The organism is Nocardia sp. NBC_01730, assembly GCF_035920445.1.
Classification (GTDB): Bacteria; Actinomycetota; Actinomycetes; order Mycobacteriales; family Mycobacteriaceae; genus Nocardia.
This window is the reverse complement of record NZ_CP109162.1, coordinates 3482420-3502872: the sequence shown is the minus strand read 5'-3', so window position 1 is coordinate 3502872 and position 20453 is coordinate 3482420. Positions and strand designations below refer to the sequence as shown.

The 20453-nt window shown below is 67.2% G+C and carries 22 protein-coding genes, 1 tRNA gene and 1 pseudogene; 15 read left to right on the top strand and 9 right to left on the bottom strand.

The window, feature by feature from the left end; genetic code table 11:
- Positions 1–31: 31 nt before the first annotated feature.
- Together OHB12_RS13765 and OHB12_RS13760 are read right to left on the bottom strand one after the other, a co-directional pair.
- Entirely contained in the window at positions 32–589 is a 558-nt protein-coding gene (locus OHB12_RS13765) for a hypothetical protein (RefSeq protein WP_327119574.1), read from the bottom strand.
- Between the two features lie 29 nt (positions 590–618).
- Positions 619–999 carry a DUF4189 domain-containing protein gene (locus OHB12_RS13760; RefSeq protein WP_327119573.1) on the bottom strand — a complete coding sequence of 127 codons (381 nt, stop codon included), beginning with the start codon at positions 997–999 and terminating at the stop codon, positions 619–621.
- A 430-nt stretch (positions 1000–1429) separates the two neighbouring features.
- Between OHB12_RS13760 and OHB12_RS13755 the strand changes: the two genes are divergently transcribed.
- The 3 genes from OHB12_RS13755 to OHB12_RS13745 all read left to right on the top strand — a co-directional run bounded on the left by OHB12_RS13755 (position 1430) and on the right by OHB12_RS13745 (position 5318).
- Complete coding sequence (locus tag OHB12_RS13755) at positions 1430–2053, top strand: TIGR03085 family metal-binding protein (protein ID WP_327119571.1); 624 nt, start codon at positions 1430–1432, stop codon at positions 2051–2053.
- 81 nt (positions 2054–2134) lie between these two features.
- Positions 2135–4714 carry an FtsK/SpoIIIE family DNA translocase gene (locus OHB12_RS13750; RefSeq protein WP_327119569.1) on the top strand — a complete coding sequence of 860 codons (2580 nt, stop codon included), beginning with the start codon at positions 2135–2137 and terminating at the stop codon, positions 4712–4714.
- 214 nt (positions 4715–4928) lie between these two features.
- Positions 4929–5318, top strand: coding sequence for a hypothetical protein (locus OHB12_RS13745; protein WP_327119567.1), 390 nt, complete (start codon positions 4929–4931; stop codon positions 5316–5318).
- Between the two features lie 124 nt (positions 5319–5442).
- On the opposite strand, the gene OHB12_RS13740 is transcribed toward OHB12_RS13745, so the two are convergent.
- A tRNA-Leu gene (locus tag OHB12_RS13740) sits at positions 5443–5519 on the bottom strand.
- A gap of 799 nt (positions 5520–6318) precedes the next feature.
- Here OHB12_RS13740 and OHB12_RS13735 point away from each other — a divergent pair.
- Positions 6319–7311 (top strand): TerC family protein, encoded by a 993-nt coding sequence (locus tag OHB12_RS13735; protein ID WP_327119565.1) that lies wholly within the window; start codon positions 6319–6321, stop codon positions 7309–7311.
- A gap of 13 nt (positions 7312–7324) precedes the next feature.
- Here OHB12_RS13735 and OHB12_RS13730 read toward each other — a convergent pair whose 3' ends face one another.
- Together OHB12_RS13730 and OHB12_RS13725 are read right to left on the bottom strand one after the other, a co-directional pair.
- On the bottom strand, positions 7325–7609 hold the full coding sequence (locus OHB12_RS13730) for a YciI family protein (RefSeq protein WP_327119563.1): 285 nt from the start codon (positions 7607–7609) through the stop codon (positions 7325–7327).
- A 28-nt stretch (positions 7610–7637) separates the two neighbouring features.
- Entirely contained in the window at positions 7638–8204 is a 567-nt protein-coding gene (locus OHB12_RS13725) for an amino-acid N-acetyltransferase (protein WP_327119561.1), read from the bottom strand.
- A gap of 162 nt (positions 8205–8366) precedes the next feature.
- Between OHB12_RS13725 and pgsA the strand changes: the two genes are divergently transcribed.
- The 5 genes from pgsA (at position 8367) to pspM (ending at position 12167) form a co-directional block, all read left to right on the top strand.
- Positions 8367–8999, top strand: coding sequence for a CDP-diacylglycerol--glycerol-3-phosphate 3-phosphatidyltransferase (gene pgsA / locus OHB12_RS13720; RefSeq protein ID WP_327121092.1), 633 nt, complete (start codon positions 8367–8369; stop codon positions 8997–8999).
- Positions 8996–9523, top strand: a complete 528-nt coding sequence (locus OHB12_RS13715) for a CinA family protein (protein WP_327119559.1) — start codon at positions 8996–8998, stop codon at positions 9521–9523. The genes pgsA and OHB12_RS13715 overlap by 4 nt, the downstream gene beginning before the upstream one ends.
- A gap of 114 nt (positions 9524–9637) precedes the next feature.
- Positions 9638–10111, top strand: coding sequence for a helix-turn-helix domain-containing protein (locus tag OHB12_RS13710; RefSeq protein ID WP_327119557.1), 474 nt, complete (start codon positions 9638–9640; stop codon positions 10109–10111).
- A gap of 199 nt (positions 10112–10310) precedes the next feature.
- Positions 10311–11141, top strand: a complete 831-nt coding sequence (locus OHB12_RS13705) for a PspA/IM30 family protein (protein WP_327119555.1) — start codon at positions 10311–10313, stop codon at positions 11139–11141.
- Positions 11142–11276: 135 nt separating this feature from the next.
- Positions 11277–12167 carry a phage shock envelope stress response protein PspM gene (gene pspM, locus OHB12_RS13700; RefSeq protein WP_327119553.1) on the top strand — a complete coding sequence of 297 codons (891 nt, stop codon included), beginning with the start codon at positions 11277–11279 and terminating at the stop codon, positions 12165–12167.
- 15 nt (positions 12168–12182) lie between these two features.
- On the opposite strand, the gene OHB12_RS13695 is transcribed toward pspM, so the two are convergent.
- Positions 12183–12377 (bottom strand): hypothetical protein, encoded by a 195-nt coding sequence (locus OHB12_RS13695; protein ID WP_327119551.1) that lies wholly within the window; start codon positions 12375–12377, stop codon positions 12183–12185.
- A gap of 253 nt (positions 12378–12630) precedes the next feature.
- Between OHB12_RS13695 and OHB12_RS13690 the strand changes: the two genes are divergently transcribed.
- The 3 genes from OHB12_RS13690 (at position 12631) to OHB12_RS13680 (ending at position 15439) form a co-directional block, all read left to right on the top strand.
- The gene (locus OHB12_RS13690; RefSeq protein ID WP_327119549.1) at positions 12631–14160 is read left to right on the top strand and encodes a bifunctional phosphatase PAP2/diacylglycerol kinase family protein; all 1530 of its coding nucleotides are present in this window, start codon (positions 12631–12633) and stop codon (positions 14158–14160) included.
- 275 nt (positions 14161–14435) lie between these two features.
- On the top strand, positions 14436–14603 hold the full coding sequence (locus tag OHB12_RS13685) for a hypothetical protein (RefSeq protein ID WP_327119547.1): 168 nt from the start codon (positions 14436–14438) through the stop codon (positions 14601–14603).
- A 77-nt stretch (positions 14604–14680) separates the two neighbouring features.
- Entirely contained in the window at positions 14681–15439 is a 759-nt protein-coding gene (locus tag OHB12_RS13680; protein WP_327119545.1) for a PRC and DUF2382 domain-containing protein, read from the top strand.
- 510 nt (positions 15440–15949) lie between these two features.
- Here the strand turns inward: OHB12_RS13680 and OHB12_RS13670 are convergent.
- Positions 15950–16129, bottom strand: a pseudogene (locus OHB12_RS13670) (TetR/AcrR family transcriptional regulator); the annotation flags it as partial.
- Positions 16130–16281: 152 nt separating this feature from the next.
- The gene (locus OHB12_RS13665; protein ID WP_327119543.1) at positions 16282–17874 is read right to left on the bottom strand and encodes a GAF domain-containing sensor histidine kinase; all 1593 of its coding nucleotides are present in this window, start codon (positions 17872–17874) and stop codon (positions 16282–16284) included.
- 400 nt (positions 17875–18274) lie between these two features.
- Here OHB12_RS13665 and OHB12_RS13660 point away from each other — a divergent pair, with 400 nt between their 5' ends.
- Positions 18275–18664, top strand: a complete 390-nt coding sequence (locus OHB12_RS13660; protein ID WP_327119541.1) for a response regulator — start codon at positions 18275–18277, stop codon at positions 18662–18664.
- On the opposite strand, the gene OHB12_RS13655 is transcribed toward OHB12_RS13660, so the two are convergent.
- The gene (locus OHB12_RS13655; RefSeq protein WP_327119539.1) at positions 18642–19352 is read right to left on the bottom strand and encodes a response regulator transcription factor; all 711 of its coding nucleotides are present in this window, start codon (positions 19350–19352) and stop codon (positions 18642–18644) included. The two genes, OHB12_RS13660 and OHB12_RS13655, sit on opposite strands and share 23 nt — an antisense overlap.
- A gap of 366 nt (positions 19353–19718) precedes the next feature.
- Between OHB12_RS13655 and OHB12_RS13650 the strand changes: the two genes are divergently transcribed.
- Entirely contained in the window at positions 19719–19850 is a 132-nt protein-coding gene (locus OHB12_RS13650; protein WP_327119537.1) for a hypothetical protein, read from the top strand.
- A gap of 133 nt (positions 19851–19983) precedes the next feature.
- A complete protein-coding gene (locus OHB12_RS13645) occupies positions 19984–20352 on the top strand; it encodes a DUF6968 family protein (RefSeq protein ID WP_327119535.1) in 369 nt (122 codons plus the stop codon).
- Positions 20353–20453 lie beyond the last annotated feature (101 nt).

The following is a 20453-nucleotide window of genomic DNA, read 5'->3' as shown; positions in this document are numbered from 1 at the left end:
CGTTCGGCGCTTCTCGTTCAGTCGGGCGCGGTCACTCCTGGCAGGCCGCGGACTCGATCTTCGCGCTCTTCACGATGTTGCAGGCGAAGGTGTGGTCGACCTTCCATTCGCCGCCCTCGGAGACGAACTGGATGAAGGCGTCGTCCACCGGGGTGCCGTCGATGGTGACTTTCGCGTCGGCCTTCAGCTTGCCGTCCTTCGGGTCGCCCACATTGGTGACCTCGACCTTGACGTTCTGCTTCTTCGCCGCGTCGACCAGGTTGGCGACCAGGTAGGGATCCTGCTCGGCGGCCTGGATCCAGCTGATCTTCTCCTTGTTCGGTACGTTCGGATCGAACGCCTTCTGCAGCCGCTCGTTCAGCTGCTGTACCGAAGGCTTGGCCAGCGCCGGTGCGGACGGGGTGGTCGGCGCGGAGCCGGTCTCCTTGTCACCCTTGTCCGAGCCGCCCTCCAGTTCGCCCGGAGTGTTGCTCGGGTTGGCTCTGGTGCTCGGGGACGACGAGTCGTCGCTGGAGGCGCAGGCGGCGAGCGAGCAGGCCGCCGCGGTGAGAACGACTGCCACGGCGGTCCGGAAAATGCGGTGCTTCACGATGTTTCCTTCGACTCGAATTCCGGACGTCAGCCGTGGTTGGATGTGCAGTTCCAGTGCACGATGTAGGCGTTGGAACTGTTGTTGGACAAGGCTCGGCTCTGCGCGGCGCGGCGCGACGAGGCGTATGCCCAGCTCCAGGTGCCGTTGCTGCTGGAGTACGCCACGGCGCCGCAGCCGTTGGCGAACCAGACCCTTGTGCTGCAGTCTGCCGCGCCGCAGGAGCTGATGGCGCGTCGCTTTGCGGCAGCGGAGTCCGGGTAGTCGTAGGAATACCCGATCAGCCCGGTCGAGGTGGACAGCGCGATGGCGCCGTAGTTGTTGGTGTAGGCGTGTGCCGCAGGTGCGCTGACGGCCAGCGCGGTACCCGCCGCCGCCAGCACGGCCACACCGCTAGCAAGCTTCTTCACGGAGGATTTGCCCTTCTTGTCATTAGGTCCACGACCCGATGGACCGAGTGACAAGGTACATAGCCGACTCTCATTGCGCTAGCCGGAGATTCCCGGGGTAGGGAGTCCGCGTTCCCGCGACGAGGACCTGCCCCTCGGCCCCCTGTGTCGGCACACTGTCGTCCAAGGCGGGACCTCCCGCACCCCGATTCCCCGAAGTTGTCCGTCCGGGTCATCATTGAATCTTCATGCAGGGCAATGCTATTGCGGTCTCCCGATGGCGTGCTTATCGACCGGCCGCACCGAATTCCCTGGCTCGGCAGCGCATGATTTCGCTCTTCCGGTACCTCGGGCTGCCGTCCGTCGAGCGGCACAGGAGTTGTGGCGAAACCGAAACGCGGCCTGGGTGACATCCCCTTCGGTTGGGCGCTCAGGTGAGTATGTTCGGGGTGTGACTATGGCGCAGCGGGAACGTCAGGGGCTGGTCGAGGCGATGCGATCCGCGGGGCCGGAGGCGCCGACCCTCTGTGGTGAGTGGACGGTGCGGGATCTCGCCGCGCACTTGGTGGTTCGCGAGCGGCGGCCCGATGCCGCACCGGGAATCCTGCTGAAGCCGTTCGCAGGCTACCTCGATCGGGTGCAGACGAAGGCGGCGAGCAAGCCGTTTCCCGCGCTACTGGAGCAGGTGCGCACCGGTCCGCCGTGGTGGTCGCCGCTGCGGCCGGTCGACGCGGTAGTCAATCTGTCGGAGATGTTCGTGCACCACGAGGACGTGCGCCGCGCCGCGCCGGGCTGGCAGCCGCGCGAGCTGACCGCCGCGGACGAGGACAAGCTGTGGTCGCAGGTACGCAGGATGGCGTCGATGTCCTACCGCAAGGCGCCGGTCACGGTCGCCCTGCGGACGCAGGACGGAAGGCGCGTGGTGGCCCGGTCCGCGTCCGGCGTGGTCGTGACATTGACCGGCAAGCCGTCGGAGCTGCTGCTGCATGCCTTCGGACGAGACGAGGTCCGGCTGGAGAGCGCCGGTGACGCCGACGCCGTCCGCGCGGTGCTCAGCCTGGACCGCTCGGTCTGACTCCGTCTCGCGCGCAGCTGCGACCAGCGATACCAGTGTTGCGGATGGTCCGGATGGGGCGTTTGCGGCTAGCCTGGGTCCATGGCAGGTAAGTCCCGCAGCACCACGACCACTCGGGCGCGGGCGGGATCGGCGCGGGGGAGGACGACGGCACGGTCTCGCGCGGCCACGCCCCGCGCGTCCGGGGCGCCGCGTGGGCGCACCACGCCGGTTCGGCGCCCGGTGCGTCGCAAGTCGAACACGGCACCGCTCGCGATGCTCGGGCGCGGCATCGGCAGCGGCTGGACCATGCTGGCCCGCGCGGTCGGCGCCACCACCCGGACGTTGAGCCGGGCCGGGGAGATCGAACACGGACATCGCCGCGACGGCATCGCGCTCGCCTTGATCGCGCTCAGCGCCGTGATCGCGGCGGCAGTATGGCTGTCGGCGGGCGGGCCGGTCGGGCACTGGGTCGAGGACGTCATCCGCGCGGTGTCCGGGTCGGCTTCGGCCGGGTTGCCTTTCGTCGCATGCGGGATCGCCGTCGTCCTCATGCGCACCGAGCCGCGCCCCGAGATTCGCCCGCGGCTCGTGCTCGGCGGGCTCCTGATCGGGCTGCCGGTCCTGGGTCTGTGGCACGTCGCGGCCGGTGCGCCCACCAATGCGCACGGACGTTCCCACGCAGCCGGTTTCGTCGGCTTCGTGGCGGGAGGCCCGCTCACCAATGGTTTGACCGCCTGGCTCGCGGTCCCGATCCTGTTGCTGGCCATCGTCTTCGGTGTGCTGCTGGTGACCGGGACGACAGTGCGGGAGGTGCCTGACAAGCTCCGCCGATATTTCGGCACCGCGAGCGGTGGCGACGAATACGGCGAGTACGGCGGCGAATTCGGAGAATACGATCCGGGTGACTACGACGCCGACGGCTTCCCGGTGCACCGCTCCGGCTCGAAACGGCGTGGCCGCACGCCCGCCGAGAACTACCCGGCGGACGAGTTCGGCGATCCAGATGCCGTCACCGAGGTGCTAGGCGAACCGCCGCTGCGCGATGCCAAGCCGATCGCCGTCGAGGAGCCCGCGCCGAAGCCGAAGCCGAAGCCGAAGCCGAAGCGACAACCTCCGGCAGTGGTGGCCGAGGATCAGACTCCGGCCGCGCCGAAGCAGCTCGAATTCGTCACCGATCGTGTGGTCGAGGGCGACTACACGCTGCCGCCGCTGTCCCTGCTGACCGACGGCGACCCGCCCAAGAAGCGCAGCGCCGCCAACGAATCGATGATCGAGGCGATCACCGAGGTGCTGGTGCAGTTCAAGATCGACGCGGCGGTCACCGGCTTCGTGCGCGGCCCGACGGTCACTCGCTACGAGGTGGAACTCGGGCCGGGCGTGAAGGTCGAGAAGATCACCGCACTGGCCCGCAACATCGCCTATGCCGTCGCGACGGAGAACGTCCGGCTGCTCGCGCCGATCCCAGGCAAGTCCGCGGTCGGTATCGAGGTGCCCAACGCCGACCGCGAGCTGGTCCGTCTCGCCGACGTGCTCAAGGCACCGTCCACCCGCAATGACCATCACCCCTTGGTGATCGGCCTCGGCAAGAACATCGAGGGCGAGTTCGTATCGGCGAACCTGGCCAAGATGCCGCATCTGCTGGTCGCGGGTTCCACCGGATCGGGTAAGTCGAGCTTCGTGAACTCGATGCTGGTGTCGCTGCTGCAGCGCGCGACGCCGGATGAGGTCCGGATGATTCTGATCGACCCGAAGATGGTGGAACTCACCCCCTACGAGGGCATTCCACACCTGATCACGCCCATCATCACCCAGCCGAAGAAGGCCGCGGCCGCGCTGACCTGGCTGGTGGAGGAGATGGAGCAGCGCTATCAGGACATGCAGGCGAACAAGGTGCGCCACATCGACGACTTCAACAAGAAGGTGAAGTCCGGTGCGATCACCGCGCCGCTGGGCAGCGAACGGGTGTACAAGCCTTATCCGTATGTCCTGGCCATCGTCGACGAGCTCGCCGACCTGATGATGACCGCCCCGCGCGACGTGGAAGACGCCATCGTCCGGATCACCCAGAAGGCCCGTGCCGCGGGCATTCACCTCGTGCTGGCCACCCAGCGCCCGTCGGTGGATGTGGTCACCGGTTTGATCAAGACCAACGTGCCGTCCCGGTTGGCGTTCGCTACCTCCTCGCTGACGGACTCGCGCGTCATCCTCGACCAACCCGGTGCCGAGAAGCTGATCGGCATGGGCGACGGATTGTTCCTGCCGATGGGCGCGGGCAAGCCGACACGGCTGCAGGGCGCGTTCATCAGCGACGAGGAAATCCACGGTGTCGTCGACTTCGCCAAGAACCAAGCCGAACCCGACTACCAGGACGGTGTGACCGCCGCCAAGCCGGGCGAGAAGAAGGACGTCGACTCCGACATCGGCGACGACATCGACGTCTTCCTCCAGGCGGTGGAGCTTGTCGTCACCTCACAGTTCGGGTCGACTTCCATGCTGCAGCGCAAGCTGCGGGTCGGCTTCGCCAAGGCGGGGCGGCTGATGGACCTCATGGAGACCCGCGGCGTCGTCGGCCCGAGCGAGGGGTCCAAGGCGCGCGACGTCCTCGTCAAACCCGATGAGCTGGAAGGGTTGCTGTGGTCGATCCGCGGCGGCGGTGCGGGCGGCGAGCCGGAGGAGTGATCCGCCGTTGTGGGGGTCGGCCGAAAGGCTGGGCCGACTGCACCGTCGACCCGACTGGGCCGACGGCAACACAGAGCCGGGCTAACGACGGTGTCTTGCTCACCGGGTTCTCCCACGCCCTGAACGTTTCCGAGGTCGTCGGAGTGATGGCCACCTACCATCAAGCTACGCAGGACCCCAATTCGCCGACCGCGGATACGATCCGGGCTACCTCGTGACGCAGCCCGGAACTCGCGCACATGATTTCTTTGCGCCCGATGACGCCGACCCCGAGGTGGTCGCGGCCGATGAGGCCACCAAGGACGTCTTCGCTCCGACGGAGTATCCCGACGGTCTGACCTCCACCATTCCGCCCATGACCAACCTCATCACCGCGCCGGTCTTCGTCGTCAACGGCAGTTCGGACCGATTGTCCTGTGGCCCCGGTTACTCGGCATGCGCGAATACCGAGACCCTGTACGCCACAGAAGCGCCGTTCTTCGGCCTGGCCGCGCGGTTGCGCACGTTCGTGTTGCCCGGTAGCGGGCATTCGGTGAATCTCGCGCGAAACACCGCCGATTATCAGGCCGCCGTCGTCGAATGGGCGAACTCGATCGTCAAGTGACTTGCCTATGCAGCGCACCAGCTCGGTCGATCGACTGATCGTTCTTCGGCAAAGCTGGTGCGCCTGGCGCGTGATCAGGTGCTCTCTCCATCGAGGGACGGACGCGTGCTCGCGCAGCGCGGAGTGGTTCCCTCGGCGAGATTCGAACTCGCATCTCCCGGAATCTAGATCCGGCGCCTCTACCGATTGGGCTACGAGGGATCGGTTTCGTACCTGTGGGTGGAATCGAACCACCGGCCTGTGCTACGGACGGAGGGACTCGAACACCCGACCTACGGTTTCGGAGACGTCGGTGTACCGGTCGAGCTACGTCCGTAGCGCGGAAAAAGGGGTCACCCCTTGGCAATTCGCCGCGGAGTGACCCCTTCTGCGGGTCTGTGAAAGACACAGTCATGGGCCGCTCCGGACGATCATCCGTCGATATCCGACGGACGAGATCGATAGCAAGGTATAGGGATACGACTGCCAGGCACGGCTCAGCAACTGCTGTCGCCGCACCGTCTCTGTCATCGTCGTGCCTTCCTTGTGGTTTCGTTGCCTCGACGCTAACACCCGATTTCGTCTTGTGAACCGCTTTTCCACTCGGAGACAAGACTTTTGTTTCTCGATACCGTCCCGGAGCGGGCGTCGGGTTCAGTCTTACCGGGCTCAACGGCGTGGCCGAGGGTGGGTGTTCCGTGTGGTCGGTGGGGTGCCAGCCTCGCAGGAGCCGTCATTCGGTCGATCGGGAGCGCGGTCCATGGCGCTGCGGTGTCCGGCGAGTTCGGGAGGCGGTGACGAGATCGAGGAACGCCCGCCCGCGGCAGTCCGGAGACGGTACTTGCCCACTGCTCGATGCTCGGCAACCGGCACGGCGCATCGGTCACCGTCGTCAACCCTGGCCCCAGCGCCTGGGCGAATGCCTGTGTAAGTATGGTCGGCAATCACCCCGCAAGCAGAAGTGAACGGACAAATCGGGCATTATGGACACCATGACATTCGCTGCCGATCGGCGCACCGCATGCAGGTAACCGCACTCGAATGGGGAATCACCATCGCGGTGATCCTCGGCTTGTTCGTCTTCGACTTCTACGCACACGTCCGCACGCCACACGAGCCGACGTTCCGGGAATCCGGATTCTGGTCCGCCGTGTACATCGGGCTGGCGCTGGCCTTCGGCGGGGTCGTCGCCTGGCAGTGGGGATCGACGTACGCGGGCGAGTATTATGCGGGCTTCGTCACCGAAAAGGCGCTTTCGGTGGACAACCTGTTCGTCTTCCTGATCATCATGTCCACCTTCGCGGTACCGCGGATCTACCAGCAGAAGGCGCTGCTGATCGGCATCGTGATCGCCTTGGTGATGCGCGGCATGTTCATCGCCGTCGGCGCGGCCGCGATCAGCGCGTTCAGCTGGGTGTTTTATCTGTTCGGCCTCTTTCTCGTCTACACCGCCGTCAAGTTGATCCGGGAGAGCGGCCACGAGGTCGAGCACGAGCAGAAGCGCGACAGCCGCATCGTCGCGCTTGTCAAGCGGATGCTGCCGACCACCGACGAGTACGACGGCGACAAGCTGGTCACCAGGATGGACGGGCGCCGCGCGATCACGCCGCTGCTGCTCGCCCTGCTGGCCATCGGGTTCGCCGACCTGCTGTTCGCACTGGACTCCATCCCGGCCATCTACGGCCTCACCGAGGAGCCCTACCTCGTCTTCACTGCGAACGCGTTCGCGCTGATGGGCTTGCGGCAGCTGTACTTCCTGATCGGCGGGTTGCTCGACCGGCTGGTCTACCTTTCCTACGGTCTGGCGGCCATCCTCGCGTTCATCGGCGTGAAGCTGGTGCTGCACGCACTGCACGAGAACACGCTGCCGTTCGTCAACGGCGGTGAACACGTCGTCGTCCCGGAGATCTCCACGCCGGTCTCGTTGGGTGTCATCCTCGGCATCCTGATCGTCGCGACGGTCGCGAGCCTGATCCGGACCCGCGGCCAAGTGCGCAGCCGAGTCGGTGAATAGCTCGGGACCGTGATCAGGGTGCGAAGGCGCCCAGCACGGGAACCCATTCGACCGCGCGGACGTCGTCGATGAGGTCCTCCCGCGCGAACGGATCCCGCGCCAGCAGTTCCTTCAGCTGTCCCGCGTCGTCCGACCGGAAGATGAGCAGCGCGCCGGACCCGTCCGGGTACGGCCCGCTGCTCAGCAGGGTGCCGGATTCGACCAGACCGGCCAACCAGGCCCGATGCTCGGGACGGTGGGTGTCGCGGTCGGCGATGGTGCTGTCGGAGTAGCTGTAGTGGACGGCGAAGATCGGCACGGGTGGATCGCTTCCTGTAGAGACGGACTCAGAGCGTCAGCAGCATTCGAGTATTGCCGAGGGTGTTCGGCTTCACATAGCTCAGATCGAGGAACTCGGCGACACCTGTGTCGTAGGACCGGCACATCTCCGCATACACCTCGGCGGTGACCGGGGTGCCGTCGATCTCGACGAACCCGTGTCTGCCGAAGAACTCCACCTCGAAGGTCAGCACGAACAGCCGCCGCAGCTCGATCTCACGGGCTACCGCGATCAGGCGCTGCACGATGAGCTTGCCCACACCGGAGCCCTTGACATCCGGATCGACCGCGACCGTGCGCACCTCGCCGAGGTCGGCCCACAATACGTGCAGCGCGCCACAGCCGACGACGCGGCCGTCCAGCTCGGCGACCCAGAACTCCTGCACTGCCTCGTAGAGCGTGACCAGGTTCTTCTCCAGCAGGATCCGGCCCGCGTAGGCATCGACGAGGCGCTTGATCTCGGGCACGTCGGAGGTTCGCGCGCGTCGGACAGCCGGGACGGAGATCTGCGCAGCAGAAGCCGTGCCCGGATGCGCGTCGCTGGTCGAACCACCTAATGGTCCCCGAGAGGTCATGGGTGCACAGTAGTCGGCCCGGCTACCGATAGTCTGAACGTGTGCCGCACCTCCAGTCGTTCCGCTCACCGCATCGCGCCGGCCAGCGCGACGGGATGACGAGGCTGCCATGACCGAGCCGATCGCGGGCAAGGCAGGGGCATGAGCGCGCAACCTGACGAAATGGACCGCCCGTGGAGCGCTCCGAGCCCGATGCGACCTGGTTTCGCTCAAGCCGAGACCGCGGTGCCGCTGCTGAACATCGCGAACATCCTCACCATGCTGCGGATCGCGATCGTGCCGCTGTTCGTCGTCGCGCTGTTCGTCGGGGACGGACACGAGACCGGTTGGCGGATCACCGCCGCCGCGCTGTTCGGCCTCGCCGCGATCACAGATCGGTTCGACGGGCAACTGGCGCGCAAATATGGTCTGGTCACCGACTTCGGCAAGCTCGCCGACCCCATTGCGGACAAGGCGCTGATCGGGTCGGCGGTGATCGGCCTGTCCGTGCTCGGCGATCTGGCCTGGTGGATCACGATCATCATCTGTGGCCGCGAGATCGGCGTGACGCTGCTGCGGCTCGCGGTCGTGCGGCGCGGTGTGATTCCCGCCGGACGCGGCGGCAAGCTGAAGACGCTCGTCCAGTCGTTGGCGATCGCGGTGCTGCTGCTGCCGCTGTCGGGCTGGTTCGCCGATGCCGGGATGGCGCTGATGTACCTGGCCGTCGCACTCACCGTGGTGACCGGGTTGGACTATGTGGGCCAAGCGGCCAGGGTGTGGTTCGCGGGCGGGCCGGGCCGGTCGCGCGGCGCATGACCGATCCACTCACCGCCGGCGTGCCCGCCGCCGACCTCGTGCGAGCACTGGTGGCCGCGCGGCAGACGGTGGCGACCGCGGAGTCGCTCACGGCGGGCTTGCTCGCCGCGACCATCGCCGGAGTTCCGGGCGCCAGCGCCGTCCTACGCGGCGGGTTGGTGGTGTACGCCACAGACCTCAAACAGAGCCTCGCGGGCGTCGGAGCGGAAGTGCTGGCGACGGAAGGTCCGGTGGCGGCGAGTACCGCGGAGCAGTTGGCGGTGGGCGCACGGACGAGGTGCGTTGCGGACTGGGGTGTGGGGCTGACCGGCGTCGCCGGACCCGATTCGCAGGACGGATACCCGGTGGGCACCGTCTTTCTCGGCCTGGCTGGTCCGGGGCATACCGAAGTGGTGCGGTTGAAACTCCCGGGGGACCGGTGGACTATCAGAATCGGTGCGACACATACCGCGGTGCGCGAGTTGCTTCGATGTGTGTGTGAGCCGGACCCCGGTCCGGCCGAACGCATCGGGCGGAGCGAATGATTTGCCCCTGTGGGAACCAACCGGCCCTCGTCCGACGTTGTGCGAGAAAGAACGGCATGCGTGGGGATCCGACGTAGCTCGTCGGCCCGGCGACCGGGAGCGAAGGAGAACGAGATGACGCTGCTGCGAGAGGCGATCGGAGACAGTCTGCGGCGTGCGCGTCTCGCCCAGAACCGCACCCTGCGCGAGGTGTCCACCTCGGCGCGCGTGAGCCTGGGATACCTGTCCGAGGTCGAGCGCGGCCGCAAGGAAGCCTCCAGTGAATTGCTCGCCGCCATCTGCGAGGCGCTGGACGTGCCGCTGTCGCGGGTGCTGTGGGACGTGAGCACGGTCATGGCCGACGCCGCGGGACTGCCCACCGGCACTCCGGCGGACGCCGCGGCCGCCGCCGCTCCCGCGGAGCGGGAGCAGACCGCTGTCGAGGTCGGCGCAAACTCGGAGGCCGCCGCGCCCGCCGAGCCGGCGCTGGCTCCCGCGACCGCCACCATGTCGGTGGCCCGCGCCCGCCCGCTGCCGCTCGCCGAGGACACCAGGATCGTGATCCCCGCGCCGAAGTCGGACATGCTGGTTTTGGTGAAGGGTGTGTGACGCAGAACGAGACGTGGTCGCCGCCGCAACACTGCGGACCGACGCCGAAAGCGGATAGATTCTCCATAGGTGTCGATTGGGCCGGGTTCGCCCGGCCCAGGTGCCACATGGTGGAGGATAGGCAGATATCGAGTGCGTGACGGTCGCGCACTGGAGTCGCGCCGGAGCGCGGCATGTCAGATGGAGGCGGGATCAATCGATGGCTAATCCGTTCGTCAAGGCCTGGAAATACATGATGGCCCTCTTCGATGCCAAGATCGAGGAGCACGCGGATCCGAAGGTTCAGATTCAGCAGGCTATCGAGGAAGCCCAGCGGCAGCACCAGGCTCTTTCGCAGCAGGCCGCGTCGGTGATCGGCAACCAGCGTCAGCTGGAGATGAAGCTGAACCGGCAGCTGGACGAGGTCGAGAAGCTCAATGCCAACGCGCGCCAAGCCGTTCTGCTGGCCGATCAGGCCGCCGCGGCGGGCGACACCGAGAAGGCGATCCAGTACACCAACGCCGCTGAGGCGTTCGCCGCGCAGCTGGTCACCGCCGAGCAGTCCGTCGAGGACCTGAAGGTCCTGCACGACCAGTCGCTGCAGGCGGCTGCCCAGGCCAAGAAAGCCGTGGAGCAGAACGCGATGCTGCTGCAGCAGAAGGTCGCCGAGCGCACCAAGCTGCTCAGCCAGCTGGAGCAGGCCAAGATGCAGGAGCAGGTCTCCGCGTCACTGCAGCGGATGGATTCCACGCTGTCGGCGCCTGGCAGCACCCCGAGCCTGGATGCGGTGCGCGAGAAGATCGAGCGCCGCTACGCCAACGCTCTCGGCGCCGCCGAACTCGCGCAGAACTCGGTGCAGGGCCGAATGCTCGAGGTTCAGCAGGCCAGCGTCCAGATGGCCGGACACAGCAAGCTGGAGCAGATCCGCGCCTCCATGCGCGGTGATCAGCTGCCCGCCGGTGGCGCCGCCCAGCCCGCCATCAATCCGGCGCAGACCCAGTCCAATGCGGCGCAGCCGCAGATGAACAAGGGCCAGACCGCGCAGCAGTAGGCAGCGGTCGGGCGCTCGGCAAGGATATGGTCGGTGGGGGCTGGTTCACTGAACGGCAATGCGTGGATACCGGCCGGCCGTCGGCCGGATCGGGCGCACGTCCGTCCGATCCGCGCACCCGGTGGGAGAAAAGGCATGAGCGGCAGTGAGTTTCGCGAGCAGCGGCCCGAAGCGCGTCGGGTCCGCGGGTCCGCGATCATCCGGGCGCAGGCCGCCCTGGCGCCGCAGCCGGGTAGCCTGCCGGACAACATTCGCGAGGTCGGCGGGAACGCACTTGTCGCGGTGCGGCGCTGGGCTGATCCCCGGGAGCGGGAGCTGCGTCGTCGCCGCAGGGTCCGCCGCCGCAGCTTCCAGCTCGGCACCGTTTCCGGGCTCACTACCGCGGGAACCGTTGGCCTCGTGGTCATCTCGGCGCCGGTGTGGGCCGTGGTCATGGTCGGTGGCGGAGCGGTCGCGTTGGTCACCGGCGCGGCTCTGAGTACCCGCCGCTATCTGCGTCTGCGTGGTGCTCCTCTGCCGCAGGCGGCGTTCCTTCCACGCAAACAGCCGCCGCTGTGGTCGAGCGCCCGCGCGCCGATCGGGCGACTGGTGCGCGCGGAGAAGGCATTGCATGGGCTGGGCGCACAGATCCGTCGCTCGAGTCGACTGCCCGAGGACGAGCTGGCCGATCTGCTCGAAACCGCTGCCTCGGGATCCGCGGCGTTGCACGCCCTCGCTGCCGACATCACCGCGATGGAGCAGGCGCTCGGCACGATGGGGCGCTCGAATTCTCCTGCGGCGGTGGCGCTCACGGAGAATTTGCGGTTCACCCTCGGCAGGCTCGACGCCGGGGTGGCGGAGTACGAACAGGTGGTTGCCGCGGCGGGCCGAATCCTCGCGGTTCCCGAAAAAACCCTGCTGCGGCACAATTTCGACACCATCGTCGCGGATCTACGGCATGCGTCCGACCGCCTCGACGGGTGGGCGCAGGCGCTCACCGAGGTTGCCGATCAATCGGTGCCCGCGTCGCCGCGGCCACCGATGTGATCGTCCGGCTCAGCGTCACCCGTCTCGGTGCTGTTGTTCCTCGGCTCGGGCGCGCAGGGCCGCACCCACCAGTTCGCGGCCTTCGGCCATGAGGTCGAGCACCTCCCACGACGCCTTGCGTGCGGCAGAGCCGACGATCCCCGCGATCGCCGAACCATGTCGCCGTGCCGCGGCCGCGAGTTCCTGTGCCAGCTCGTTCGTGTGTTCCATCAGGTCCCGACCCTCACCTGAGTTTCAGTGCATGACTGTGTGCTGAATGAGGTGTCTGCATACATCGATCATCTCTTCCTGGTTGACGTTCAACGGTAGTGTGCGCTCGAGATCAGAGTACATCCGTGCACTGAATAGGGATATGGTGCGGACTGTGGGTGGGCCCTTTCGGCCGAAACACGCAATCGCGCGTGCTGGCAAAGGAATTGACGGGCGACCGACACGGTGCCTTGTCGGTCGGTAGGCTTCGGCGATGCGGCAACTTTCGACTCGCGGATCGAGCAGCAGGCGCGTCGCCGGTGCGGCAGGCAGCTTGGATCGCTGGTTGGTCTCCCGCAGCGCGCGCGTCCGCCCGACCCCGGGGGACCGCCTGCTCAAAGGATTGAGCACGGTGGCCGACAAGAACCGCCTGTGGGTCGTGCTCGGCGCGGCCCTGTTCGTAGCGGGGGACCGCTCGACGCGGCGCGGCGCCGTCCGCGGTCTCCTCGCGTTGGGCATCGCCAGCGGTGTGGCCAACGGAATCGCCAAACCGCTGTTCCCGCGTCGGCGCCCGCCCGACGAGTCCGTGCCGTTCGTGCGCAGGCTGGTCGTTCCGCCGGTGTCGTCGTCGTTTCCGTCGGGGCATTCGGCCTCGGCGGCCGCGTTCGCGACGGGGCTGGCGCTGGAGTCGCCCGCGGCGGGTGCGTTGGTAGCGCCGGTCGCGGTCGCTGTCGGCTATTCCAGGGTGCACATCGGCGTGCACTGGCCCTCCGACGTGGTCGCGGGGGCGCTGTTCGGTGGCGCGGTCGCGTTGGTCACCAGGCAGTGGTGGGCGGTACGCGACGACGAACCCGCCGCGCTCGGACCGGCCGAGCGGATCCAGCCGATCCACGCCGGCGCCGGATTGCTGCTGATCGGCAACCCACAGTCTGGAGCGGGCGACGGCGACGACACGCTCGCGTTGCTGCGCGACCGGTCCCCTGAGGCGGAGGTGCTCGAACTCGACGGCGCCGACGATTTCGAGGCACGGGTCGACGAGTGGCTGCGCCACGATCACATCGTCGCGCTCGGCGTGGTCGGAGGCGACGGCACGGTTTCCACAGTCGCGGAGTGCGCGGTGCGCCATCGGTTGCCGCTTGCCGTTTTCGCGGGCGGCACGCTGAACCATTTCGCCAGGGACGCCGGAGTGGACGAGTCCGATCGGACCCGCGCCGCGCTGGAGGCGGGCGAAGCGGTCCGTGTCGACGTGGCCGAGGTGCGTGTCGACGACGCCGATAAGCGTGTCTTCGTGAACACCGCCAGCCTCGGCGGCTACCCCGATTTCGTTCGCATCCGGGAACGCTGGGAGCGCCGCATCGGCAAATGGCCCGCCGCGGGAATCGCGATGGTGCGTGTGCTGTTCCGCGCCCAGCCGGTGCATGTCACCATCGGCGACACTCGCACTGCGCTGTGGATGCTGTTCATCGGGAACGGCAGGTACGAGCCTGCCGATCAGATTCCGATGTCGCGCCCGGAGCTGCGCGGGGGCACCCTCGACGTCCGCTATCTGCGCGCCGATCTCCCGTTCTCGCGGCTGCGCCTGATCGCTGCCACCGTCACCGGCATGCTGGAACACTCGCCCACTTATGTGCACCACCGGGTCGTCCGGCTCGACGTGCGGGTGGCCGAAGCGCCGGTCTCGCTGGCGACCGACGGCGAAGTCGACTACCGCGGCAAGAACTTCCGGTTCACCAGCCGACCCTCGGAGCTGATCCTGATCAAGAGCGCCGACTGCGAACCCGACCGCGCGCCCGCAAATCGCTGAGCCGGGAGGCACGCGAGTAGCTTCGTCGAACGATGTGGCGGCCTTATCCGGATGTCAACCCTGTTGACATTTCACCCCAGGGCGGCGAGCCACGAACCGGACCGATTGCTATGGCGTCGCCGATGAGCGCACGACGATCGAATCCTCGCCGAATTGATCGAATCGCCACCGGGATTCTTGTTTGAGGGGTCGATAGCCGGGTAGTTGCCACCATGTTGCTGACCGCCCGACCCGCAGCGGGCCGGGAACATTCACTACTGGGCAGGAGCAACGTGATGTTTGATGTTTCCCACCGAATATCTCAGCTCGACCAGGACACGCAGCGGCTGGACATCAGTCGATACCTGACGTGTGACCTCGACGAGGACCCGGTGCGGCAGGCGCGCAGAGCGCGGCGCAGCACTGCTGGGCTCGACGTGACCGAGCGATCGACAAGCGACTGAACCACTCTCAGCAGACGCGGTGTACAGCCCGCGTTCCCTCGGCCTGCGCACCGCATCGAACGAACCGCGGAGGAACCATGACTGACATGCTGGACGCGCTCATCGGCAGCGCTGTGTACGACCCGGGCGGCGACAAGATCGGCAAGGTCAAGCGGGTCTATATCGACAACGATTCCGGATCACCTACCTGGGTCGCGGTATCCACCGGACTGTTCAGAGACGATGCGCTGGTGCCGCTGGCCGGTGCCCAGCACCAGTGGGACGCGGGCGCGCTGCAGGTGCAGGTGAAGAAGGACGTTGTGAAGACCGCGCCGAATCTGGCCCAGAACGGGATGATCAGTCCTGAGGCCGAGCTGGAACTGTTCGACCACTACGACATCGACCCGAATCGGTCCGGGTGGAACACCTTCGAGATGCAGCCGCGGCGGGCCGCGAGCCCGGCCCAGGGTCGGCAACGTCCCGGCAACGGGATGGTGCGCCCGGAGGAGCGGCTCGACCTCGGTACCGAGCAGGAGATCGCGGGCAGGGCGCGGGTGCGCAGGTACATCGAGACCGAGGAACAGACGGTCGAGGTGCCCACCAGTCGCGAAGAGGTACAGGTCGACCGCGAGCCGATCACCGACCCGTACACCATCCGTCCTTACGACATCGGCGAGCAAGGAGCCGAGGTCACCCTGCACCACGACCAGATGATGGTGAACAACGAATCGCGGCGGGTCGAGCGGGTCTGCCTCGATGTCGACGAGGTCGAGGACAGCCGCATCGTCTCCGGCGCCGTGCGCGAGGAGCTCATCGACACCGAAGGGGTCGATGATCCCGACTGTCGTCGGCGGTGATCCGCCGCCCGCACGGGGTGGCACCGGCTGTGAAGTCGCCCGGTGCCGCCCCCTGCGCGTGCCGTATCTTCCCTGGGGAAGGATAACCCGGGGGTCGCACCGAAGCGGCTGACTCCTCAACTCCGCCAAGGCAATCCGACAAGCCGTAGTCGCATGAGCGGCAAGTGGCCAACTGTCGCCGTCGCCGAGGCCGATCGTCGTGCTCCGCCGCCGGCACCACCGAGCACTTGCCGCGGTGCGGCGGCCGTAGTGCTCGCGATGCGGCACGGCCGCAACTCCCGAGGTGCCGCCGATCCCGCCGCACCCACCCGTCCGCACCCGCACGTGGGGGAGTCCGCGCTGGCGAACATGGTGGATTTGATGGCGCCGAGGGTGCTCGGGTCTTTCCCTGCGATCGGCCTGATGAGTTCGATGGCGGTGTCGAGCACGGCACCTTCCGGTGCGGTGCGGTCGATCAGCCCGCTGGCGTGCGCCTCGGCGCCGTACGTTGTCGCTCTGTCGTTTTCGCTGTGGTGGTGGGTCCAGGGAGAGGATGGCGCGTACGGCCGTTTCCAGGCGCCGGCGCATCGCGGGGTTCGGCGCCCGATGCCCACGCAACAACAGGCCGGTGGGAAGACCGACGACGCAGTCCTCGACCACCTCGACGGCCGGCCCGTCCGAGCGTCCCCACAAAGCTCCTGCCAGGCGGATAGGTTCCTCGTCCCGCCTGCCGCGTGTCCGGACGTTTTCGCGGGCGTGATGTGGCGGCCGTGCCGGAACTCGCAATGTCGGCGGGTTGATCGGGTGTCCACGACGTCGTCGCGATACCGAGGTCGGTGTCGGATCCCCCAGCGCTGTGGGCGTCAGGAAATTGTCGCTGACGTGGTGGCGATCGGGATACGCACGAGCAGGGTAGTTCCGTGTCCTGGGTGGCTGGTGATGTCCAGCCGGCCGCCGAGGGCTTCGACGCGGTCGGTCAGTCCGATGAGCCCGGACCCGCCGGCGGGATCGGCGCCGCCGATTCCGTCGTCTCGGATCGAGAGTTGAAGATATGGGCCTTCGGTTCGCACATCGATCTCGACCCCGGATGCCTGTGCGTGCTTGGTGGCGTTCGTCAACGCTTCTGCCGCAACGTAATATGCGGCTATCTCGGCGGACTCCGGCAAGCGCTCGTGCAACGCCGCGTCGAGCCGGACCGGGACAGCCGAGCGCCGCGCCAGCGCCTTGAGCGCCGGGCCGAGTCCACCTTTCGACAGGATCGCCGGATGAATTCCTCGGGAGATCTCGCGTAGGTCCTCCGAGACGTCGACCAGACCTTGCACGACGTCCGAGAGCCGCGCGCGCAGCGCGGTCGATCCGGATGGCACCATGGCCTCGGCCGTGCGGAGCATGAGACCCAGCGAGACGAGGCGCTGTTGCGCCCCGTCGTGCAGGTCGCGTTCCAGGCGGCGCCGTGCCTCGTCGGTGGCGGCGACGATCCGGGCGCGGGAGGCGGTGAGTTGCGCGTGCGCTTCTGCCTTCGCGATCGCGGTCGCGACCAGGTCCGCGAACTCGGCCAGGCGCGCCTTGATGTCGGCAGGCAGTGGCTCGCGTCGCGACGTCCCGGCGACGATGACTCCCCAGAGGCGGCCGTCGACGACGATCGACGCGCCGACGCCCGCGCGCAGACCGAACTCGCGGATGCGTGCGGCGGCGGAGCCCGAAGCATGGTCGTGGCTGTCGAGGCGGGCGGGGCTACCTGTGCGCAGCACCATGGCCGAGATGTTCTCGCCGTCGAGGGTGAGGCGCTCGCCGACCGGCGGTTTTTGCAGGCCGGGTTCATCGCGGCGTGCGACTATCGTGCCTGAGCCGTCGGGGTCGTAGCGGAACAGCGTCGCGCTCGAGACACCGAGGCAGCGGGTCGATTCCTCAGTGACTGCCGAGAACACTTCCGACGAGGTTGCTCCGCGCGCGACGAGTGTGGCGACGCGGCGCAACGCGGCTTGCTGGTCGGCGACCTGATCGGCTTCGGCTCGTCGTCGATCCGCCTCGATGGCATGGGTTCGGGCCAAATCCGCGAGCGTATTGGCCAGCAATGCGACGACCAGGAACACGGCGATGGCCGCCAGGTCGTCGGCACCGGGGACGAAGGGCGTCGGCCAGTTGCGGAAGTAGTCGAAGGCGATCGCGCTGGCCAGTGACGTCGCCACCGCCATCCCGAGTCCCCATATCGTGGAGACCACCAGGACGCCGAGCAGGTAGACCACACCGAACGCATCCCCCGGGGAGAACTGTTTGAGCCAAACGACGAGCACTGATTGCACGGCGATGAATGTTGCGGCGACTGTGAATCCGAGCCAGAAGGGCGGGGTCGTCGGGCGCAGGGATAACGACACCAGTCGCCGTAGCCAGTCCGGGCCTGCGTCGCGGACCAGACCGGAGTCGGTGTGGCGAAGGCCGCCCTTGGTAGCGATCACGAGTTCGTCACGGGCGGTGGCGAGTTTGTGGCGGAGTGCCCTGCCGAGGAGCCGTTCGGCCGCGCCGAAACCGTATCCCTGCGCGGTGTCGAAGAAGTTGACAACGAGCTAGCGGGTGTGGCGGATCGCGGTGGTCGCCGCATCGTCGTCGAGTGGCCGCGGCCGCCGCCGAGTTGCCATGTGCCGAAGGCAATTCGGGAGACACGGAGTCCGCTGGCCGGCAAGGTTGTCATCCGCATGTCGATCACTCTCGCGCGGCGCGGAGTGCCTGTCGCCACCGCTGGCGGGCATCGCTTCTTCCGGCCAGCGGTAATTCCGGGTTACTCGCCAGCTGCAACGCCGCAGTGGTTTCCCGTTAGCAGCAATGCGGACCCGCGGTGTGTCCGGGCAAGCTGACGTGATGACACGGGTTACGCCGTTACGCTGCCTCATCATCGATGACAGCCCGAATTTCTTCGCTGCCGCTCGTGGTCTGCTCGAGCAGCAGGGGGTGACTGTTGTGGGGGTGGCGGCGACCGGTGCCGAGGCGCTGCGGCGGGTAGCGCAGCTGCGGCCCGATGTCGCCCTGGTCGATGTCAATCTCGGTGCCGAGAGCGGCTTCGCAGTCGCCGAGCGCCTCACCGTGCCGGTCATCCTGATTTCCACCCACTCCGAGCAGGACTTCGCCGAGCTGATCGCGGAGAGCCCGGCGGTGGGTTTCTTGTCCAAATCCGCGCTGTCGTCCGCGGCCATCGACGATCTGCTCCGAGGCGACAACGCGGGTCGGCTCAGCGTGACTCGAGGAACCTGACGACCGCGAGGACGCGGCGGTGGTCGTCGTCGGTTTCGGGCAGATTCAGCTTGGTCAGAATGCTGCGGACATGTTTCTCGACAGTGCCTTCGGTGACCCACAGCCGACGACCGATCCCGGCGTTGGACCGGCCTTCGGCCATCAACGCCAATACCTCGCACTCCCGCGCGCTGAGCGCAGCGAGTGGATCGTTGCGCCGGCGCGCGGAGACCAACTCGGTGACCAGCGCTGGGTCCACGACCGACGCGCCTTTGGCGATGCGGTGCAGGGTGTCGACGAAATCCTCCACGTCGGTGATCCGGCTCTTGAGCAGGTAGCCGATCCCGCGACCGCTGGCCAGCAGTTCCATCGCATGCTCGACATCGGCATGCGCGGACAGGACCAGGATGCCCGTCTCGGGAAATGCCTCGCGGATCGCGCGCGCGGCGTCGAGTCCCTCGGTGGTGTGGGTCGGAGGCATCCGAATATCGACCACTACGAGCTGCGGTGCCCGGTCCCGGACCAGCTTCAGCAGTTGCACCGCGTCGCCGGCCTGGGCGGCGACCTCGAATCCCGAGCGCTCGAGCAGGCTCGCCAAACCCTCGCGCAGCAGGACATCGTCCTCGACCAGAATCACCCGCAAGCCGGCCGCGGAGTCGCCCGGACCGGCTGCTCGGGCACCGTCCGATCCGGCCGTGGTCGGCTCCATCCAGTCCACCTCCTGGCTGATCCGATTCGAGCATATCCGCTGCACCTGGGCGTCCGGGCCGATCCATGCATGGCGGCGCGGTCCGGGTCGACTTGCAGCTAGCAGGTAGCCGCGGTCGGGGGCTGGCGGGCGGGGGCAACGGCCGCCAGCACTGACGACTTCCGCGGCCGACAGCGCGATTCTGAAGTCCATAGCGCAATGCGAGGAGTCGCGACACGGTTCGATCCCAAGAAATTCGGCCACCTCTGCAACGCAGTCACCGAGACCGGTCCTGCAACGCGCCTTTGAGCACTGGCGCAATCTCGGCAAGGAACTCGGCGACCGAATCGAAACCGGTATCCGCGCCCAGTTCACTGGAGAATTCTGATGACCGAACACATCGCAGGCGTCGCCGTTCCAGAGAGCCGTCTGGTAGCCGAAGCCACCGAGTTGGTCCGCGACAGCGCGCCGCCACTGTTGTTCGTCGAAGTCATCGAAATAAATCCCTGGCTCGAATGATCCAGCACTCCACCGATCACGGCCCACCTCCTCGGGGCGCTCCGGCAGGAACCGTGCTCGTCGCGCTGAACCTCGACGTCGCCGCAGACAGCGGTCCGATAACCGTTCGATCCATCAACCGAGAGGCACGATAATGACCGACCCAGAGCCCGCACCGTCGACCGATGCCATTGTCCCGGATCTGCCATCAGCATTCGCGACGACTGGCGAGATCGGAAAAGTGCTGGCCACCAGGGAGATTCGGCTGGACGGTCGGTCGGTACTTGTGATCGTGGGTGAGCCTCAGCGGTTTCCGTCGACGGACGCCGATCGGGAGTATCTGTGCCGGCTACAGATCGAGGGGTTGCGGCCGACGCCGGTAGCGCTCCAAGCGACCGGGCCGGAACCGGTGCAAGCGCTGCTGGCCGCGCTGATCGAAGTCAGCGCGCGGTTGTCTGTCACGCTCACCGATTTCCTGGCGGAGGCACATATCGGTGGTGTTCACGCACTAGGCCGTGCCTAGCACGCGGGCGGTTCGCGGCGCTGGTGTTGGGCGGCGGATCCATCAGCGGGTCGAGCGCGGTCACCGACGATGCAAGGAACTATGCCCGTCCCGGGTGGTTA

Bases quoted from the DNA above. Each gene is read 5' to 3' on its own strand.
- OHB12_RS13750 (WP_327119569.1), top strand. From the start codon at position 2,135: ATGGCAGGTAAGTCCCGCAGCACCACGACCACTCGGGCGCGGGCGGGA.
- OHB12_RS13735 (WP_327119565.1), top strand. From the start codon at position 6,319: ATGCAGGTAACCGCACTCGAATGGGGAATCACCATCGCGGTGATCCTC.
- OHB12_RS13725 (WP_327119561.1), bottom strand. From the start codon at position 8,204: ATGACCTCTCGGGGACCATTAGGTGGTTCGACCAGCGACGCGCATCCG.
- pgsA (WP_327121092.1), top strand. From the start codon at position 8,367: ATGGACCGCCCGTGGAGCGCTCCGAGCCCGATGCGACCTGGTTTCGCT.
- OHB12_RS13715 (WP_327119559.1), top strand. From the start codon at position 8,996: ATGACCGATCCACTCACCGCCGGCGTGCCCGCCGCCGACCTCGTGCGA.
- OHB12_RS13710 (WP_327119557.1), top strand. From the start codon at position 9,638: ATGACGCTGCTGCGAGAGGCGATCGGAGACAGTCTGCGGCGTGCGCGT.
- OHB12_RS13705 (WP_327119555.1), top strand. From the start codon at position 10,311: ATGGCTAATCCGTTCGTCAAGGCCTGGAAATACATGATGGCCCTCTTC.
- pspM (WP_327119553.1), top strand. From the start codon at position 11,277: ATGAGCGGCAGTGAGTTTCGCGAGCAGCGGCCCGAAGCGCGTCGGGTC.
- OHB12_RS13695 (WP_327119551.1), bottom strand. From the start codon at position 12,377: ATGGAACACACGAACGAGCTGGCACAGGAACTCGCGGCCGCGGCACGG.
- OHB12_RS13690 (WP_327119549.1), top strand. From the start codon at position 12,631: ATGCGGCAACTTTCGACTCGCGGATCGAGCAGCAGGCGCGTCGCCGGT.
- OHB12_RS13685 (WP_327119547.1), top strand. From the start codon at position 14,436: ATGTTTGATGTTTCCCACCGAATATCTCAGCTCGACCAGGACACGCAG.
- OHB12_RS13680 (WP_327119545.1), top strand. From the start codon at position 14,681: ATGACTGACATGCTGGACGCGCTCATCGGCAGCGCTGTGTACGACCCG.
- OHB12_RS13660 (WP_327119541.1), top strand. From the start codon at position 18,275: ATGACACGGGTTACGCCGTTACGCTGCCTCATCATCGATGACAGCCCG.
- OHB12_RS13655 (WP_327119539.1), bottom strand. From the start codon at position 19,352: ATGGAGCCGACCACGGCCGGATCGGACGGTGCCCGAGCAGCCGGTCCG.
- OHB12_RS13650 (WP_327119537.1), top strand. From the start codon at position 19,719: ATGACCGAACACATCGCAGGCGTCGCCGTTCCAGAGAGCCGTCTGGTA.
- OHB12_RS13645 (WP_327119535.1), top strand. From the start codon at position 19,984: ATGACCGACCCAGAGCCCGCACCGTCGACCGATGCCATTGTCCCGGAT.